Source organism: Streptomyces sp. MB09-01, from assembly GCF_033794505.1.
Lineage (GTDB): Bacteria > Actinomycetota > Actinomycetes > Streptomycetales > Streptomycetaceae > Streptomyces.
Genome location: NZ_JARAYQ010000189.1, coordinates 1 through 17,319 on the forward strand (window position 1 = coordinate 1; position 17,319 = coordinate 17,319).

The 17,319-nt window shown below is 68.4% G+C and carries 16 protein-coding genes; 13 read left to right on the forward strand and 3 right to left on the reverse strand.

Translation table 11 applies throughout. From position 1 onward, the window contains the following. The 4 genes from PV721_RS30790 to PV721_RS30805 form a co-directional block, all read left to right on the forward strand. Positions 1-1,033 (forward strand): vitamin B12 dependent-methionine synthase activation domain-containing protein (locus PV721_RS30790; RefSeq protein ID WP_319730000.1); only part of this gene is annotated, 1,033 nt, incomplete at its 5' end. A 111-nt stretch (positions 1,034-1,144) separates the two neighbouring features. Further along, on the forward strand, positions 1,145-1,846 hold the full coding sequence (locus PV721_RS30795) for an HAD family phosphatase (RefSeq protein WP_319730002.1): 702 nt from the start codon (positions 1,145-1,147) through the stop codon (positions 1,844-1,846). A 570-nt stretch (positions 1,847-2,416) separates the two neighbouring features. Beyond that, a complete protein-coding gene (locus tag PV721_RS30800) occupies positions 2,417-4,021 on the forward strand; it encodes an ABC transporter substrate-binding protein (protein ID WP_319730004.1) in 1,605 nt (534 codons plus the stop codon). A gap of 70 nt (positions 4,022-4,091) precedes the next feature. After that, a complete protein-coding gene (locus PV721_RS30805) occupies positions 4,092-5,675 on the forward strand; it encodes an ABC transporter substrate-binding protein (RefSeq protein ID WP_319730006.1) in 1,584 nt (527 codons plus the stop codon). Positions 5,676-5,750: 75 nt separating this feature from the next. Here the strand turns inward: PV721_RS30805 and PV721_RS30810 are convergent, their stop codons facing one another. Beyond that, a complete protein-coding gene (locus tag PV721_RS30810) occupies positions 5,751-6,422 on the reverse strand; it encodes a response regulator transcription factor (protein ID WP_319730008.1) in 672 nt (223 codons plus the stop codon). Between the two features lie 64 nt (positions 6,423-6,486). Next, entirely contained in the window at positions 6,487-7,407 is a 921-nt protein-coding gene (locus PV721_RS30815; protein ID WP_416371221.1) for a PD-(D/E)XK nuclease family protein, read from the reverse strand. A gap of 98 nt (positions 7,408-7,505) precedes the next feature. On the opposite strand from PV721_RS30815, the gene PV721_RS30820 reads away from it, so the two are divergent. The 3 genes from PV721_RS30820 (at position 7,506) to PV721_RS30830 (ending at position 10,515) form a co-directional block, all read left to right on the forward strand. Then, positions 7,506-8,777 carry a site-2 protease family protein gene (locus tag PV721_RS30820; RefSeq protein ID WP_416371220.1) on the forward strand — a complete coding sequence of 424 codons (1,272 nt, stop codon included), beginning with the start codon at positions 7,506-7,508 and terminating at the stop codon, positions 8,775-8,777. Between the two features lie 18 nt (positions 8,778-8,795). Next, complete coding sequence (locus PV721_RS30825) at positions 8,796-9,692, forward strand: tRNA (adenine-N1)-methyltransferase (protein WP_030016358.1); 897 nt, start codon at positions 8,796-8,798, stop codon at positions 9,690-9,692. A 280-nt stretch (positions 9,693-9,972) separates the two neighbouring features. Continuing rightward, on the forward strand, positions 9,973-10,515 hold the full coding sequence (locus tag PV721_RS30830) for a hypothetical protein (protein WP_319730036.1): 543 nt from the start codon (positions 9,973-9,975) through the stop codon (positions 10,513-10,515). 4 nt (positions 10,516-10,519) lie between these two features. On the opposite strand, the gene PV721_RS30835 is transcribed toward PV721_RS30830, so the two are convergent. After that, entirely contained in the window at positions 10,520-10,840 is a 321-nt protein-coding gene (locus PV721_RS30835) for a ferredoxin (protein WP_319730016.1), read from the reverse strand. Positions 10,841-11,104: 264 nt separating this feature from the next. Here PV721_RS30835 and arc point away from each other — a divergent pair, with 264 nt between their 5' ends. From arc to prcA, 6 genes are all read left to right on the forward strand, one after another. After that, positions 11,105-12,871: a proteasome ATPase gene (gene arc / locus PV721_RS30840; RefSeq protein ID WP_319730019.1), complete on the forward strand. Its 1,767-nt coding sequence runs from the start codon at positions 11,105-11,107 to the stop codon at positions 12,869-12,871. Between the two features lie 263 nt (positions 12,872-13,134). Continuing rightward, positions 13,135-14,646, forward strand: a complete 1,512-nt coding sequence (gene dop, locus PV721_RS30845; protein ID WP_319730022.1) for a depupylase/deamidase Dop — start codon at positions 13,135-13,137, stop codon at positions 14,644-14,646. A 184-nt stretch (positions 14,647-14,830) separates the two neighbouring features. Next, a complete protein-coding gene (locus PV721_RS30850) occupies positions 14,831-15,043 on the forward strand; it encodes a ubiquitin-like protein Pup (protein WP_030016348.1) in 213 nt (70 codons plus the stop codon). A 354-nt stretch (positions 15,044-15,397) separates the two neighbouring features. Continuing rightward, positions 15,398-15,631, forward strand: a complete 234-nt coding sequence (locus PV721_RS30855) for an endonuclease VII domain-containing protein (RefSeq protein WP_319730039.1) — start codon at positions 15,398-15,400, stop codon at positions 15,629-15,631. Next, entirely contained in the window at positions 15,583-16,422 is an 840-nt protein-coding gene (gene prcB / locus PV721_RS30860) for a proteasome subunit beta (protein ID WP_319730030.1), read from the forward strand. Before PV721_RS30855 ends, prcB begins: the two co-directional genes overlap by 49 nt. Before the next feature lie 46 nt (positions 16,423-16,468). Then, the gene (gene prcA, locus PV721_RS30865) at positions 16,469-17,233 is read left to right on the forward strand and encodes a proteasome subunit alpha (RefSeq protein WP_319730032.1); all 765 of its coding nucleotides are present in this window, start codon (positions 16,469-16,471) and stop codon (positions 17,231-17,233) included. Positions 17,234-17,319: the final 86 nt, after the last annotated feature.

A 17,319-nucleotide genomic window follows, 5' to 3' on the forward strand; every position in this document is an offset into this window, starting at 1 on the left:
GACCCGCGCCTACGTCGAACAGGACCTCCACGAAATCTACGAGGGCGAGGTCCGCTACGCCCGCGACGCCTTCGAAGGCCTGCGCCTCATGGACGCCCTCATCGCCGTCAAGCGCGGCGTGCCGGGCGCCACCCTGCCCGAGCTCAAGCAGCGCCGCGTCGCCAAGCGGGACACCCCCGCCCTCCAGGTGGAGGAGCCGGAGGAGCCCGGCGGCCGCTCGGACGTGGCCGTCGACAACCCGGTGCCCGCCCCGCCGTTCTGGGGCACCCGCGTCGTCAAGGGCATCCCGCTCAAGGACTACGCCTCCTGGCTGGACGAGGGCGCCCTGTTCAAGGGCCAGTGGGGCCTCAAGCAGGCCCGCGCGGGCGGGGCCACGTACGAGGAGCTCGTCGAGAGCGAGGGCCGCCCGCGCCTGCGCGGCCTCCTGGACAAGCTGCACACCGAGAACCTCCTCGAGGCCGCGGTCGTCTACGGGTACTTCCCCTGCGTGTCCAAGGGCGAGGACCTGATCATCCTGGACGAGGCGGGCAACGAGCGGACCCGCTTCACCTTCCCGCGCCAGCGCCGCGGCCGGCGCCTGTGCCTGGCGGACTTCTTCCGCCCGGAGGAGTCCGGCGAGACCGACGTGGTCGGGCTCCAGGTGGTCACCGTCGGCTCGAGGATCGGCGAGGCCACGGCCAAGCTCTTCGAGTCCGACTCCTACCGCGAGTACCTGGAGCTGCACGGCCTCTCGGTGCAGCTCGCCGAGGCCATGGCCGAGTACTGGCACGCCCGCGTCCGCGCCGAGCTCGGCTTCGGCGGCGAGGACCCGGCCCAGGTCGAGGACATGTTCGACCTCAAGTACCGCGGCGCCCGGTTCTCCCTCGGCTACGGGGCCTGCCCCGACCTCGAGGACCGCGCGAAGATCGCCGACCTCCTCCAGCCGGAGCGGATCGGCGTCCACCTGTCGGAGGAGTTCCAGCTCCACCCGGAGCAGTCCACCGACGCGATCGTGATCCACCACCCCGAAGCGAAGTATTTCAACGCACGCTGAGGTCAACCGACGTACACTTGTCGGTCCCATACAGGCCGGTCGCCTGTTCCCAGGGGCATGCTCCGCGGGAAGAGGTGACCGGCCTTCTCGTCCCTTCCGAGAGGTCCGCGCATGACGAGCACCATTCCCGCCCCCGTCGCCCGTACGGCCGACGGCTCGGCCCTGCAGGCGGTGCTGCTCGACATGGACGGCACCCTGGTCGACACCGAGGGCTTCTGGTGGGAGATCGAGGCCGAGATCTTCCAGGAGCTGGGCCACCAGCTCGACGACGCCTGGCGCGACGTGGTCGTCGGCGGCCCGATGAGCCGCAGCGCGGCCTTCCTGATCGAGGCCACCGGCGCCGCCATCGGCCTCGCCGAGCTGAGCGTGCTGCTCAACGAGCGTTTCGAGGCCCGCATCGCCGACCGGGTGCCGTTGATGCCGGGCGCCGAGCGGCTGCTGGCCGAGCTGGCCCGGCACAACGTGCCCACCGCCCTCGTCTCCGCCTCGCACCGCCGGGTCATCGACCAGGTCCTGCTCACCCTCGGCCGGGACCGCTTCACGATGACGGTCGCCGGTGACGAGGTCGCCCGTACCAAGCCGCACCCGGACCCGTACCTGCTCGCGGCGCGGACGCTGGGTGCCCACCCCTCGCGCTGCGCGGTCATCGAGGACACGCACACCGGGGTGGCGGCCGCCGAGGCCGCGGGCTGCCGGGTCGTGGCGATCCCCTCGGTGGGCATGATCGAACCGGCTCCTGGGCGGACGGTCGTGCGCTCGTTGGAGGACGTGGACCTGGCCTTCCTGCGCTCCCTCATCGCCCCGATGAACTGAGCGGGCACCCCCGCACCGCCACGCCCCCCCGGTTACCCACGGCAACCTCGGTGCGCATGCAGAGGTGCCGACACGGACCGGCACCTCCTGAGCACGCTCCGTACCCGAACGGAACGTCTGCGGGATGGAGGTTCGACGGAAGGATTTTCCGTCCCAGGCCCGGGAGGCTGAAATTCCATCCCTCTCCGGGGCGGTCGCTCAGAGTGAGCTTGGTCACGCGCCAAACCCCCCATGGGCCTGTCCGAGGGCCCCTTCGCCTTCCCTTGTGTCCGGATTGATCAGTCACTGACCGAATCTGCGCACCCCTGCGCATGAACAGGCAGTTCGCTCCCATCACGGTGCGATTACACCCCAAGTCCGGCCAGTTCCAGCCATCCCGTCCCGGGCCACTAGTGTCAACGCAGGCACTACACCGCACCTCTGCCGTCCCGGACGCACACCCCTGTGCCGGGACCGCGTGGACCGATCGTCACTACACCGGCCCGATCGTTCCGCCCTGAACGGGCGACCGCCGCGAAGTGCCCTTTACGCCGCTTTGAGCAAGTGCCGGTTACAGGGAGTACTTCCAGCATGAACCGCAAGACCATGGTGCTGACGGCTGCGGCCGGACTGCTCACGCCTCTGCTCGCCGCATGCGGCAGCGCGAGCGGCGGAGGAGCAGGATCCGGAGCGATCGTCGTCGGGACCACCGACCGGTTCGAGGCCGCAGACTTCGCTCCCGCCCCCTTCGACCCGGCCTACGCCTACGACGCCGGTGCCTGGAACGTCCTGCGCCAGACCGTCCAGACGCTGATGCACACCCCGCGCGGCGGCGGCCAGCCCGTCCCCGAAGCGGCCTCCGCCTGCCGCTTCACCGACGCCGGCAACGAGAGCTACCGCTGCACCCTGCGCCCCGGCCTCAAGTTCGCCGGCGGTGACCCGCTCACCGCCAAGGACGTCAAGTTCTCCATCGACCGCGTCCGCGCCATCAAGGACGAGAACGGCCCGTCCTCACTGCTCTCCACCCTCGACAACGTCGAGGTCAAGGGCGCCGACACGGTCGTCTTCCACCTGAAGACCCCGGACGCGACCTTCCCGTACAAGCTCTCCACCCCGGCCGCCGGCATCGTCAGCGAGAAGAACTACGACGCCAAGAAGCTCCGCGAGGGCTTCTCCGTGGACGGCTCCGGCCCGTACACGATGAAGGCCGAAGTCAAGGACAACCGGCTCGTCCGCGCGGTCTTCAGCAAGAACCCGCACTACAAGGGCGACATCAAGCTGCAGAACGACAAGGTCGAACTGCGCACCTTCCCCGACTCCCCGGCCATGGGCAAGGCGCTCACCGACGGGAAGATCCACATGGTCTCCCGCACCCTGTCGCCCGCCCAGGTCACCGAGTACTCGGCCCAGCCGCCCAAGGGCGTCAAGCTCGTCCCGATGCCCGGCCTGGAGATCCGCTACCTCGGCTTCAACACCGAGGCGCCGGTCGTCAAGGACAAGGCCGTGCGCCAGGCCCTCGCCGCCGCCGTCGACCGCGGCGCACTGGTCTCCAAGGTCTACGGCAAGTCCGCGCAGCCGCTCTACTCGCTGGTCCCCACCACCGTGACCGGCCACGTCAACTCCTTCTACAACAAGTACGGCGAGGCCAACACGGCCAAGGCCGCCGCGCTGCTGAAGGAAGCCGGGATCAAGACCCCGGTCAAGCTGACCCTGCACTACACCAACGACCACTACGGCGACGGCACGGCCGCCGAGTTCGAGGCCCTCAAGGCCCAGCTCAACTCCACCCAGCTCTTCGACATCACCGTCCAGGGCAGCGAGTGGGCCGAATTCCGTCCCGCACAGAAGAAGGGCGACCACGCCGCCTACGGGCTCGGCTGGTTCCCCGACTACGCGGACGCCGACAACTTCCTCGCTCCGTTCCTGGAGCAGGACAACTTCCTGGGCACGCCGTACGCCAACAACGCGGTGCGCAACAGGCTCATCCCCGAATCGCGGCGCGCAGCCGACCGAGGCGTCGCCGTCCCCGCGATCACGGAGATGCAGGACATCGTCGCCGAGGACGTGCCCGTCCTGCCCCTGTGGCAGGGCAAGCAGTACGTCGCCGCACGCGACGGGATCACCGGAGTGGAGTGGTCGGTCAACGCCATCTCCGACCTCCAGCTGTGGGAGCTCGGCCGCGGCGTAAGCGGCTGAGCAAGGCAACGACCGGCAGCGGGTGTCGCGAGCCGGGCAACGAAACAGTTCGACTGTGAAGGACGTTCGCGTGAATCGACGTAACCAGTGGCTGGCGGCTCCGCTCGGCGCAGCCACCGCCGCCGCGCTGCTCAGCGGTTGCGGTTCGACCGATGGCTCCAATGCCGGTAGCGGCAAGGGCGTGGTCATGGGCATATCCGACAAGGTGAAGTCCACCGACCCGGCCTCGGGCTACGACCCGGGCTCCTGGCTGCTCTTCAACAACGTCTTCCAGTCGCTGCTGAGCTTCCCCAAGGGCGGTACCACCCCCGAGCCCGACGCCGCGCAGACCTGCGGCTTCGAGGGCGCGGACAGCAAGCTCTACAAGTGCACGCTGCGGGCCGGCCTGAAGTTCAGCAACGGCCACAGCCTCACCTCGAAGGACGTCAAGTTCTCCTTCGAGCGCACGCTGAAGATCAACGACGAGAACGGCCCGGCCGTGATGCTCTCGTCGATCGCCGGCATCGACGCCCCCGACGACAAGACCGTCATCTTCCGCCTGAAGACCTCCGACGCGACCTTCCCCAGCAAGATCGCTTCCGGTGCGGGCTCCATCGTCGACCACAGCGAGTACCCGGCGGACAAGCTGCGTACGGACAACAAGGCGGTCGGCTCCGGCGTCTACAAGCTCGACTCGTTCAGCGAGAAGAGCGCCACCTTCTCGGTCAACGACTCCTACACCGGCAAGGCCAAGGCCAAGAACACCGGCGTCACGCTGAAGTTCTTCAACGGCGACCAGAGCGGCCTCAAGAAGGTCCTGGAGAGCGGGGACGTGGACTTCGCGTTCCGCGGCCTCGCCGCCAAGGACATCGCCGCCCTCGCCTCGAGCAAGACCGGCGACAACAAGGTCGACGTCGTCCAGGGCACCGGCGCCGAGGTCGAGCACATGGTCTTCAACGTCAACGACCCCGTCGTCGGCAAGCTGCCCGTCCGCAAGGCCATCGCCTACCTCGTGGACCGCGAGGCGCTCGTCCGGGACGTGTACGCGGGCACCGCCACCGCGCTCTACTCCATCGTCCCGACCGGCATCGCCGGCCACACCACCCCGTTCTTCGACCGCTACGGCGGCAGCCCCCAGCCCGAGAAGGCCAAGGCCGTCCTCAAGGCCGCCGGCATCAACGGCAAGGTCAAGCTGACCCTGTACTCCACCCCGTCCCGCTACGGCCCCTCCACCGACCAGCAGTTCGAGGTCATCGCCAAGCAGCTCAACGAGAGCGGCCTGTTCGACGCCGACGTCAAGTCCGTCGAGTTCGAGCAGTACGAGAAGGACATCCAGGACGGCAAGTACGGCGTCTACGTGAAGGGCTGGGTCCCCGACTACCCGGACGCCGACAACTTCACGCAGCCGTTCTTCGGCCCGGACAACGTCCTGCACAACAACTACGAGAACAAGGAGATCACCGGGACGATCATCCCGTCGACCTCCGCCAAGTCCGACCGCACCGCGGCCAACACGGACTACAACCGGCTCCAGGACATCGTCGCCGACGAGCTCCCGATCCTCCCGCTCTGGCAGGGCAAGCAGTACGCCGTCACCCGCCAGAACGTGAGCGGCCTCCAGTGGTCCCTCGACGCCTCCACCGTCTTCCGCTTCTGGGAGATCAGCAAGGGCTGACCCCGGCCGGGCCACGCACAACGGGCCGGCAGCCGCACCACGCGGCTGCCGGCCCGTTCGCGTCCCCGACCACGACTACTGGGCGCCGGGACGCACCAGACCGCTCTCGTACGCGTACACGGCCGCCTGGACCCGGTCGCGCAGCCCCAGCTTCGTCAGCACGTGCCCCACATGCGTCTTGACCGTCGTCTCGCTCACGAACAGGTCCGCAGCGATCTCCGCGTTCGACAGCCCCCGGGCCACCAGCTTCAACACCTCGACCTCGCGCTCGGTCAGCGTCCCCAGCGAGTCCGGGACGCTCTCCTCACCCGACGGCAGATGCCCCGCGTACTTGTCCAGCAGCCGCCGCGTGATGCTCGGCGCGAGCATCGCCTCACCACCCGCCACGACCCGGATCGCCTGCACCAGTTCCGCGGCCGGCGCATCCTTCAGCAGGAACCCGCTCGCCCCCGCCCGCAACGCCTCCACCACGTACTCGTCCAGATCGAACGTGGTCAGCACCAGCACCTTCGCCGGCCCGTCCCGGCCCGGCCCGGTGATCTGCCGGGTCGCCTCCACCCCGTCCATCCGCGGCATCCGGATGTCCATCAGCACCACATCGGGCTGCAGCGCCCGCACCTGGTCCAGCGCCTGCAGACCGTCCCCGGCCTCACCGACCACCGCCAGGTCCTCCTCGGCCTCCAGGATCATCCGGAAGCCGGTGCGCAGAAGTGGCTGGTCGTCGACCAGCAGGACGCGGATGGCCACGGGGTCTACCTCGTATTCGTCGGACGGCTACGGCGGGCCCGACCATTCTGCCCTGATCCGACGATCATGATTCCGCCGGGCGCTCGGACCCAGGCCGTGCCGGGGGCACCTCCCGGCGGTAGCCGGGGGAGATCACGAGGGGATACGGCGGGGGAGTACCCCCGAACTCCGGACACACCGCCTGATGATCACACCAGCCGCACAGCTTCGTCGGCCGCGGCCGCCACTCACCCGACTCCGTGGCCTCCCGGATCGCCTCCCACAAGGCGAGCAGCTTCCGCTCCACCCGCTCCAGGTCCGCCACCACCGGGTCGTACGTCAACACGTCACCACTGCCCAGATACACCAGCTGCAGCCGCCGCGGCACCACCTGCTTCAGCCGCCACACCACCAGCGCGTAGAACTTCATCTGGAACAGCGCACCCTCGGCATACTCCGGCCGCGGCGCCTTGCCCGTCTTGTAGTCGACGATCCGCACCTCCCCCGTCGGCGCTACGTCCACCCGGTCGATGATCCCCCGCAACCGGAGCCCCGACGCCAGCTCCGTCTCCACGAAGAACTCCCGCTCCACCGGCTCCAGCCGCGTCGGGTCCTCCAGCGTGAACCAGCGCTCGACCAGCGCCTCCGCCTCCGTCAGCCACCGCGCCAGCCCCGCCCCCTCATCCCCCTCCGGGAACAGCTCCGTCAGCTCCGGCTTCGCCTCCAGCAACCGGTCCCACTGCCCCGGCACCAACGCCTTCGCCCGCGGAGCCGTCCGCTCCGGCGCCGGATGATCGAAGAGCCGCTCCAGCACCGCATGCACCAGCGTTCCGCGGGTAGCCGCCGCACTGGGCTTCTCCGGCAGCTTGTCGATCACCCGGAACCGGTACAGCAGCGGGCACTGCATGAAATCGCTCGCCCGCGAAGGGGAGAGCGAAGCGGGCGCCACAGCGCTCGGTGTCGCGGCATCGGCTGCGCCTGGCACAGCACCGGGGCTCATCGTCATGGACAAAACCCTACGACCCGCCACCGACAGCACGCGCATACCATCGACGCCGGACCCCCTCGCACTGCATGATCGGAGCATCACAGCCCGCTTGCGCAATGCGGACCACACTGGAAATACCGATCCCCCGGGGCACCCTCCGGGGGAAACCCCAGGAACGAAGGAAAGCCGTGGCAGACACCGACGAAACCGGCGAGCGCGCGGGACGTCGCTCAGGACCGGGCGGCGGACTCCTCATGGGCCGCCCCTTCGGCGTACCCGTCTACGTCTCGCCCAGCTGGTTCCTCGTCGCCGCCCTCATCACCTGGGTCTTCGGCGACCAGCTCGACCGCGTCCTGCCCGACCTCGGACCCGTCCGCTACCTCGTCTCCCTCTTCTTCGCCGTCGCCTTCTACGCCTCCGTGCTGGTCCACGAACTCGCGCACACCGTCGCCGCCCTCCGCTTCAAACTCCCCGTGCGCCGCATCCAGCTCCAGTTCTTCGGCGGAGTCTCCGAGATCGAAAAGGAATCCGAGACCCCCGCCCGCGAATTCGTCCTCGCCTTCGTCGGCCCCCTGCTCTCCCTCCTCCTCGCCGGAGCCTTCTACCTCGGCATGCAAGCCGTCGACCCGGCCAGCGTCCCCGGCGTCCTCCTCGCCGGCCTGATGATCTCCAACCTCCTCGTCGCCGCCTTCAACCTGCTCCCCGGCCTCCCCCTCGACGGCGGCCGCATGCTCCGCGCCGTCATCTGGGGCATCACCGGAAAACCCATGGCCGGCACCGTCGCCGCCGCCTGGGTCGGCCGCGGCCTCGCCATCGCCGTCCTCCTCGGCCTGCCCCTGCTCACCCACACCGGACTCCTCGGCAACCGCACCCAGGAGATCGGCGGCATGGACACCGTCATGGACGCCCTGCTCGCCGCCATCCTCGCCGCCATCATCTGGACCGGAGCCGGCAACAGCCTGCGCATGGCCCGCCTGCGCGAACACCTCCCCGAACTACGCGCCCGCACCCTCACCCGGCGCGCCATCCCCGTCGAGAACGCCACCCCCCTCTCCGAAGCCCTGCGCCGGGCCAATGAAGCGGGAGCCCGCGCCCTCGTCGTCGTCGACGGCCACGGCGACCCCACCGCCATCGTCCGCGAGAGCGCCATCGCCTCCGTCCCCGAACACCGCCGCCCCTGGGTCGCCGTCAGCACCCTCGCCCAGGACCTCACCGACGGCATGAAGGTTTCCGCGGAACTCACCGGCGAAGAACTCCTCGACCGCCTCCGCGCCACCCCCGCCACCGAGTACCTCGTCCTCGAACCCGGCGGCACCATCTACGGCGTCCTGTCCACCCTCGACGTCGAAAAGGCCTTCGTGAAGGCCATGGCACGGCCCCAGTCCTGAAGCCAATACACTGGTCACATGTCCGAACCGACCGGTGCCGCCCGCCGACGCGGGCCCTTCGAGGTCGGGGACCAGGTTCAGCTCACCGACCCCAAGGGCCGCCACTACACGTTCACGCTCGAAGCCGGGAAGAATTTCCACACCCACAAGGGTTCCTTCCCCCACGACGAGCTGATCGGTGCCCCCGAGGGCAGTGTTGTCCGTACCACGGGCAACGTCGCCTACCTCGCGCTGCGTCCCCTGCTCCCCGACTATGTCCTGTCCATGCCCCGCGGCGCCGCCGTGGTCTACCCGAAGGACGCCGGCCAGATCCTGGCCTTCGCCGACATCTTCCCCGGCGCCCGCGTCGTGGAAGCAGGTGTCGGCTCCGGCTCCCTGAGCAGCTTCCTGCTGCGCGCCATCGGCGACCAGGGCATGCTCCACAGCTACGAGCGCCGCGCGGACTTCGCCGAGATCGCCACCGCCAACGTGGAACGCTACTTCGGCGGCCCCCACCCGGCCTGGCAGCTGACCGTCGGCGACCTCCAGGACAACCTGTCCGACACGGACGTCGACCGCGTCATCCTCGACATGCTCGCCCCCTGGGAGTGCCTCGAGGCCGTCTCCAAGGCCCTGGTGCCCGGCGGCATCCTCTGCTGCTACGTCGCCACCACGACCCAGTTGTCCAAGACCGTCGAGTCCATCCGCGAGATCGGCTGCTTCGCCGAACCGCAGCCCTGGGAATCGATGATCCGCAACTGGCACGTCGAAGGCCTGGCCGTCCGCCCGGACCACCGCATGATCGGCCACACCGGCTTCCTCGTCACCGCCCGCCGCCTCGCGGACGGCGTCGAGCCCCCCATGCGCCGCCGCCGCCCCGCCAAGGGCGCCTACGGCGAGGACTACGACGGCCCCGGCAGCGACCGCTCCGCGTAACCGCACCGCCGACCCAACACGAAGGCGCTGTGGCGCAGTTCCCCCGACCGACCGGGAACTGCGCCACAGCGCCTTTTCGTTGTCCCCCCGCCGAGCCCGTCCGGTCCGGCCCGCACGCGGTCACACCGCACCGGATCCGACCCGAGCGGACCCGGCCGTTCCACCTCCGTGTGAGGTATGGCACGATGCTGGCTCCCCGTCACCCTTCGCACAGGAGACACCCCGCGTGCTGCACAGCCCCGCCGAGCTGACGCCGACCCCGGACACCCTGGCGCACAGCATGGCCAGGCCCCTCCACTGGCTCGCCACGGCCACCGCCATGGCCGCCGTCATAGCCACCGCGGGTCTCGTACAGCCGGCCACCGGCACCCCCGCCGCCGCGCCGGACCCCATCGCGAACGGCCCTCAGGCCGCCGCTCCCGACGCCGCGGCCGTCACCTACCCCCTCGACTGCAAGGGCGCCCCGCAGACCGTCACGGCCACCGCCCAGGGCGACCTCGACGGCGACGGCCGCCCCGAGACCGTGGCCGCCGTCCGCTGCGAAGCCGGCTCGGGCACCCCGCCCCACGCGGTCTACGTCCTCGTCCAGGACCGCAACGAAGGTGCCCGCCCCCGCGTCGTCGCCACCCTCCTCGACCCCGGACAACGCCGGACCGTCACGGAACTCACCGTGCGCGACCGCGCCGTCACCGCAACCCTCCTCGGCTACTCCGCACCCGAGGTGCCGCGCTGCTGCCCCGACGTGAAACAGCTCGCCAAGTGGCGCTGGAGCGACGGAAAATTCCGCCAGGAGCTGACGGACTCAGCCGCCAGAAGTGTTTGAAGCGTCACTCCGCGTCAGGACCGAAGACTTCCACCCTGTCCGAAACGCGCCTTACGTGAATACAGTCCCCCGGACATTCCTTCGCCGAGTCGACCACGTCCTGGAGCAGCGTCAGCGGAACCGGAGTGGTCGCCCCCGCCTGCTGCAGCAGCTCGTCCTCGGGGCTCTTCACGTACGCCAGACCATCAATGTCCAGCTCGAACACCTCGGGCGCGTACTGCGCGCAGATGCCGTCCCCGGTGCAGAGGTCCTGGTCGATCCAGACCTCAAGCGGCTCGCCGGCCTCACCGGCCGCGCCCGTCGGAGCCTCGTGCTGCACGGTCATATCTCCTGCCGTTCCCTGCGCTGAGTGATCCATCCCGGTCACAACCCGCAGCAAGTCGCGCGAGCCCTGACGGGTGTTGAACAGTTCGACCTTACAACCGGCCGCTTCCCGAGTTTGATGGGTGGGTATTTCCTTGGCGTGAGGGAGTACGCAAGGGTGAAGATCGGACACACCTCTACCGTCTTTGTGATCTAGGGGTTTCAATCACCACCAGCCCAGGTAGGGTCAGGAAGCGTCCAGCTCCCCTTGGAGGAGGTGAGGACCGTGGCAGCCCACGACGACGACATCAACCGCGGCATCCGGCCCGGGCGAGGGTCTGAGGACCCCGCCGGCCAGGTTGCCTATCTCGAGCAGGAAATCGCCGTCCTGCGACGTAAGCTCGCCGACTCTCCGCGACACACGAGGATTCTCGAAGAGCGGATCGTCGAGCTGCAGACAAATCTTGCCGGCGTCTCCGCACAGAACGAACGACTCGCGAATACCCTCCGTGAGGCCCGCGACCAGATCGTGGCCCTCAAGGAAGAAGTCGACCGGCTCGCACAGCCGCCGGCCGGTTTCGGTGTCTTCCTGCAAGCCAACGAGGACGGCACCGTCGACATCTTCACCGGAGGCCGAAAGCTCCGCGTGAACGTCAGCCCCAGCGTCGACCCGGAAGACCTCCGGCGCGGCCAGGAGGTCATGCTCAACGAGGCCCTCAACGTGGTCGAGGCCATGGAATTCGAGCGGGCCGGGGACATCGTCACCCTCAAGGAGATCCTCGAGGACGGCGAGCGCGCCCTGGTCGTCGGGCACACCGACGAGGAGAGGGTGGTGAGGCTCGCCGAGCCGCTCCTGGACATCACCATCCGCCCTGGCGACGCCCTCCTGCTCGAACCCCGCTCCGGCTACGTCTACGAGGTCGTCCCCAAGAGCGAGGTCGAAGAACTCGTCCTCGAAGAGGTCCCCGACATCGACTACGACAAGATCGGCGGCCTGGGCGACCAGATCGAGCTGATCCGCGACGCGGTCGAGCTCCCGTACCTCTACCCGGACCTCTTCAAGGAGCACGAACTGCGCCCGCCCAAGGGCATCCTGCTCTACGGCCCTCCCGGCTGCGGCAAGACGCTCATCGCCAAGGCCGTGGCCAACTCCCTTGCCAAGAAGGTCGCCGAGGTGACCGGCCAGCCCGCAGGGAAGTCCTACTTCCTGAACATCAAGGGCCCCGAACTCCTCAACAAGTACGTCGGCGAGACCGAGCGGCACATCCGCCTCGTCTTCCAGCGTGCCCGGGAGAAGGCGAGCGAGGGCACCCCCGTCATCGTCTTCTTCGACGAGATGGAATCCCTCTTCCGCACCCGCGGATCCGGAGTCAGCTCGGACGTGGAGAACACCATCGTCCCCCAGCTGCTCGCCGAGATCGACGGCGTGGAAGGCCTGGAGAACGTCATCGTCATCGGCGCCTCCAACCGCGAGGACATGATCGACCCGGCCATCCTGCGCCCCGGCCGCCTCGACGTGAAGATCAAGATCGAGCGCCCGGACGCCGAGGCCGCGAAGGACATCTTCGCGAAGTACCTCAAGGCCTCGCTGCCCCTGCACACGGACGACCTGTCCGAACACCAGGGCTCCAAGGACGGCACCGTCCACAGCATGATCCAGACCGTCGTCGAGCAGATGTACGCCGAAACCGAGGAGAACCGCTTCCTCGAGGTCACGTACGCCAACGGCGACAAGGAAGTCCTCTACTTCAAGGACTTCAACTCGGGCGCGATGATCCAGAACATCGTGGACCGTGCGAAGAAGATGGCGATCAAGGCCTTCCTCGAGCACAACCAGAAGGGCCTCCGGGTCTCCCACCTTCTCCAGGCGTGCGTGGACGAGTTCAAGGAGAACGAGGACCTGCCCAACACCACCAACCCGGACGACTGGGCCCGAATCTCCGGAAAGAAGGGAGAGCGGATCGTATTCATCCGCACTCTCGTCACCGGAAAGCAAGGCGCGGACACCGGACGCTCCATCGACACGGTGGCGAACACCGGTCAGTACCTCTGACGCGGAGCGGCTGCGGATGCCCTCCCCGGGCATCCGCAGCCGACTGCTTTACCCGACCGCTTTACCGGGCCGCTTTTCAGCCGGTGAAAGGGCGGATTCAATGACGGAAATGATCTCCCCACGAGCGCGCAGTGGTTCTAGGCTCTTCCGTACCGCCGGACGCGCAGTGCGGGGACGGGCACCGCACAGGCACACGCACCGGAGCACCAGCGGTACTTGAGCGCCGCTCCCGAAGGGGAGCGCCGCCGGGCAAGGAGGGCCGCATGACCGTACGGCGAGTAATGGGGATCGAGACGGAGTACGGGATCTCCGTCCCGGGGCACCCGAACGCCAATGCCATGCTCACCTCGTCCCAGATCGTCAACGCCTACGCGGCGGCGATGCACCGGGCGCGACGCGCCCGCTGGGACTTCGAGGAGGAGAATCCGCTGCGGGACGCCCGCGGCTTCGACCTCGCCCGCGAGGCCGCCGACAACAGCCAGCTCACCGACGAGGACATCGGCCTCGCCAATGTGATCCTCACCAACGGCGCACGGCTCTACGTCGACCACGCGCACCCCGAGTACAGCTCGCCGGAGATCACCAACCCGCTCGACGCCGTGCTCTGGGACAAGGCCGGCGAGCGGATCATGGCCGAGGCCGCCGTCCGGGCCGCCCAGCTGCCCGGCGCCCAGCCGATCCACCTCTACAAGAACAACACCGACAACAAGGGCGCCTCCTACGGCACGCACGAGAACTACCTGATGAAGCGGGAGACCCCCTTCTCGGAGATCGTGCGCCACCTGACCCCCTTCTTCGTCTCCCGGCAGGTCGTCACCGGCGCCGGCCGCGTCGGCATCGGCCAGGACGGACGCGAACACGGTTTCCAGATCAGCCAGCGCGCGGACTACTTCGAGGTCGAGGTCGGCCTGGAGACCACCCTGAAGCGGCCCATCATCAACACCCGGGACGAGCCGCACTCCGACGCCGAGAAGTACCGCAGGCTGCACGTGATCATCGGCGACGCCAATCTCTCCGAGATCTCCACGTACCTGAAACTCGGCACCACCGCACTTGTCCTGTCCATGATCGAAGACGGGTTCATCAATGTCGACCTCGCCGTCGACCAGCCCGTACGCACCCTCCACCAGGTCTCCCACGACCCCGACCTGAAGCACCTCATCACGCTGCGCAGCGGCCGGACACTGACCGCGGTGCAACTGCAGATGGAGTACTTCGAGCTGGCCCGCAAGTACGTGGAGGAGCGTTTCGGTTCCGACGCGGACGAGCAGACCAAGGACGTGCTGGTCCGCTGGGAGGACGTGCTGGGCCGGCTGGAGAGCGACCCGATGAGCCTGTCGGGGGAACTGGACTGGATCGCCAAGCGGGAGATCCTGGAGGGCTACCGGCGCCGGGACGGGCTGGGCTGGGACGCGGCACGGCTGCACCTGGTGGACCTCCAGTATTCGGACGTACGGCCCGAGAAGGGCCTGTACAACCGCCTGGTGGCCCGGGGCAAGATGAAGCGGCTGGTGGAGGAGCCCGCCGTCGAGCGGGCCCAGAGCAAGCCCCCGGAGGACACCCGGGCCTACTTCCGCGGCCGCTGCCTCGAGCAGTACGCGGACGACGTGGCCGCGGCCTCCTGGGACTCGGTGATCTTCGACCTTCCCGGCCGGGACTCGCTCCAGCGGGTCCCGACGCTGGAGCCCCTGCGGGGGACCCGGAACCACGTCAAGGAGCTCCTGGACCGCTGTCGCACGGCGGAGGACCTGGTGCGGGTGCTTTCGGGGCAGTGAGCGGTGCCATGGGGGCCTGAAAGGGCCCCGGTCCGGGAATCATGAGGAGAACCGGACGTTGTGAAAGTGCGGGGACGAATGTCGGACCCTCCTAGTAAGGTCCGACATAGGGTCTGATCTTGAGAGATCCCGAATCCCGGGGTCTCTCGACGTGAGCGTGCGAACCGAGCGGGGTGAGGTAGACATGGCGACCAAGGACACCGGCGGCGGACAGCAGAAGGCGACGCGCTCGACCGAGGAGGTCGAGGAGGCTGCGGTCGAAGAATCGACCGACCTCAAGGAGCGCCAGGAAAAGCTCTCCGACGACGTCGACTCCGTACTTGACGAAATCGATGATGTGCTCGAGGAGAACGCCGAGGACTTCGTTCGAAGCTTCGTTCAAAAGGGTGGCCAGTAACCCAGATTTACCTTCGATTCGAAGGTGAGTGGGCGGCGGTGGTGCTGAATCTGGTGAAGCGGTGTTCCCGGTGCGGCGAGGAGAAGCCGCATCGGGAGTTCGCCTCCAAGCGAGCCAACCTTGACGGATTGCAACGGCACTGCCGCGCTTGCGGTGAAGAGTCCCACCGAAAGCGCGAGCAGACGATGGGCAGGTCACCTAGGCCCAGTGCCCCTGAAGGGCACACGTTTTGTCTCGGGTGCATCGAGGAGAAGCCGCACTCCGAGCGGCACCGGAACAGGTCGGCCTCCGATGGTCTCGCGACGCGTTGCAAGGCAGCGCTCGTACGGCATGACCGAGGCCGATCGGGACGAAATGATCGCCGCCCAAGGCGGGGTCTGCGTGGTCTGCCAAGAAGGTCTGGCGGAGCACGTTGATCACGATCATCGGACGGGTAAGGTCCGAGGCGTACTGTGCTTCAGCTGTAACGCAGCCCTGGGGCAGTTCAAGGATCGGCCGGACGTCATGAGGCGTGCAGCCGCTTACGTGGAAGGAAACCTGTGGAACCCAACACTCGTAGCACAGGGCGTCTGCCGGCAGCCTTCCTGACGCCGGGGTCGTCGTCCTTCATGGACTTCCTGGGCGCGCACTCGCCGGAGATGCTGCCCGGCAACCGCAGGCTGCCGGAGGGCGTGGTCGAGGCGCCGCACGGGACGACCATCGTGGCCGCCACCTTCCCCGGCGGGGTCGTCCTCGCCGGTGACCGGCGGGCGACCATGGGGAACATGATCGCGCAGCGGGACATCGAGAAGGTGTTCCCGGCGGACGAGTACTCCGCCGTCGGCATCGCCGGTACGGCCGGCCTGGCCGTGGAGATGGTGAAGCTGTTCCAGCTGGAGCTGGAGCACTTCGAGAAGGTGGAGGGGACGACCCTCTCCCTGGAGGGCAAGGCCAACCGGCTGTCCACCATGATCCGGAGCAATCTGGGCATGGCGATGCAGGGGCTGGCCGTCGTGCCGCTGTTCGCGGGGTACGACGAGGCCAAGGAGAAGGGCCGGATCTTCTCCTACGACGTGACCGGCGGCCGCTCCGAGGAGCACGGCTTCGCCGCCACCGGATCGGGTTCGATCTTCGCCCGGGGCTCGATGAAGAAGCTCTTCCGCCCCGATCTGACGGAGGAGCAGGCCACCACGCTGGTCGTGCAGGCGTTGTACGACGCGGCCGACGACGACTCGGCGACCGGTGGACCGGACCTCTACCGCCACATCTATCCGATCGTCACCGTCATCACCGACGAGGGATTCCGCAGGCTGACGGACGCAGAGTCGCAGGAACTCGCCCGTACGGTCACCAACCGTCGTCTGGAGCAGCCCGACGGCCCGCGCGCCGCCCTGCTCTGACCATCCGTCGCCCCTCAGGAGCCCAGAAGAAAGGGACGGAAAGCCGGTGTCGACTCCGTTCTATGTGTCACCCCAGCAGGCCATGGCCGACCGGGCGGAATACGCCCGGAAGGGCATCGCCCGCGGTCGCAGCCTTGTCGTGCTGCAGTACGCCGACGGCATCGTGTTCGTCGGCGAGAACCCGTCTCGTGCGCTGCACAAGTTCAGCGAGATCTACGACCGGATCGGCTTCGCGGCCGCCGGCAAGTACAACGAGTACGAGAACCTGCGGATCGGTGGTGTGCGGTACGCGGACCTGCGCGGGTACACCTATGACCGTGACGATGTGACGGCCCGTGGGCTGGCGAACGTGTACGCGCAGACGCTCGGCACGATCTTCTCCAGTGCGGGTGAGAAGCCGTACGAGGTGGAGCTGGTCGTCGCCGAGGTCGGTGCGACGGCGGCGGGGGACCAGATCTACCGGCTGCCGCACGACGGGTCGATCGTGGACGAGCACGGTTCGGTCGCGGTCGGTGGCAACGCCGAGCAGATCAGTAGCTTCCTCGATCAGCGTCACCAGGACGGGATGACCCTGTCCGAGGCGTTGAAGCTGGCCGTGCAGGCGCTGTCCAGCCAGGCGAACGGTGCGGACAAGGCGATCCCGGCCGAGCGGCTGGAGGTGGCGGTGCTGGACCGTACGCGGGCGCAGCAGCGCAAGTTCAAGCGGATCCGGGGCCGGCAGCTGGCGCGGTTGCTGGAGGCGGATGTGCCGGCGGCCGCGCAGGCGGATGCCGTGTCGAACGACGAGGCGCCGGAGGACGACGCCGAGTAGTCCGGTGGTGCGAGGGCCCCGGTTCACCGTTTTCGGTGGGCCGGGGCTTCGTCGTGTCCGGCGCCGGTCCGGTCAGGGGGTGGGGG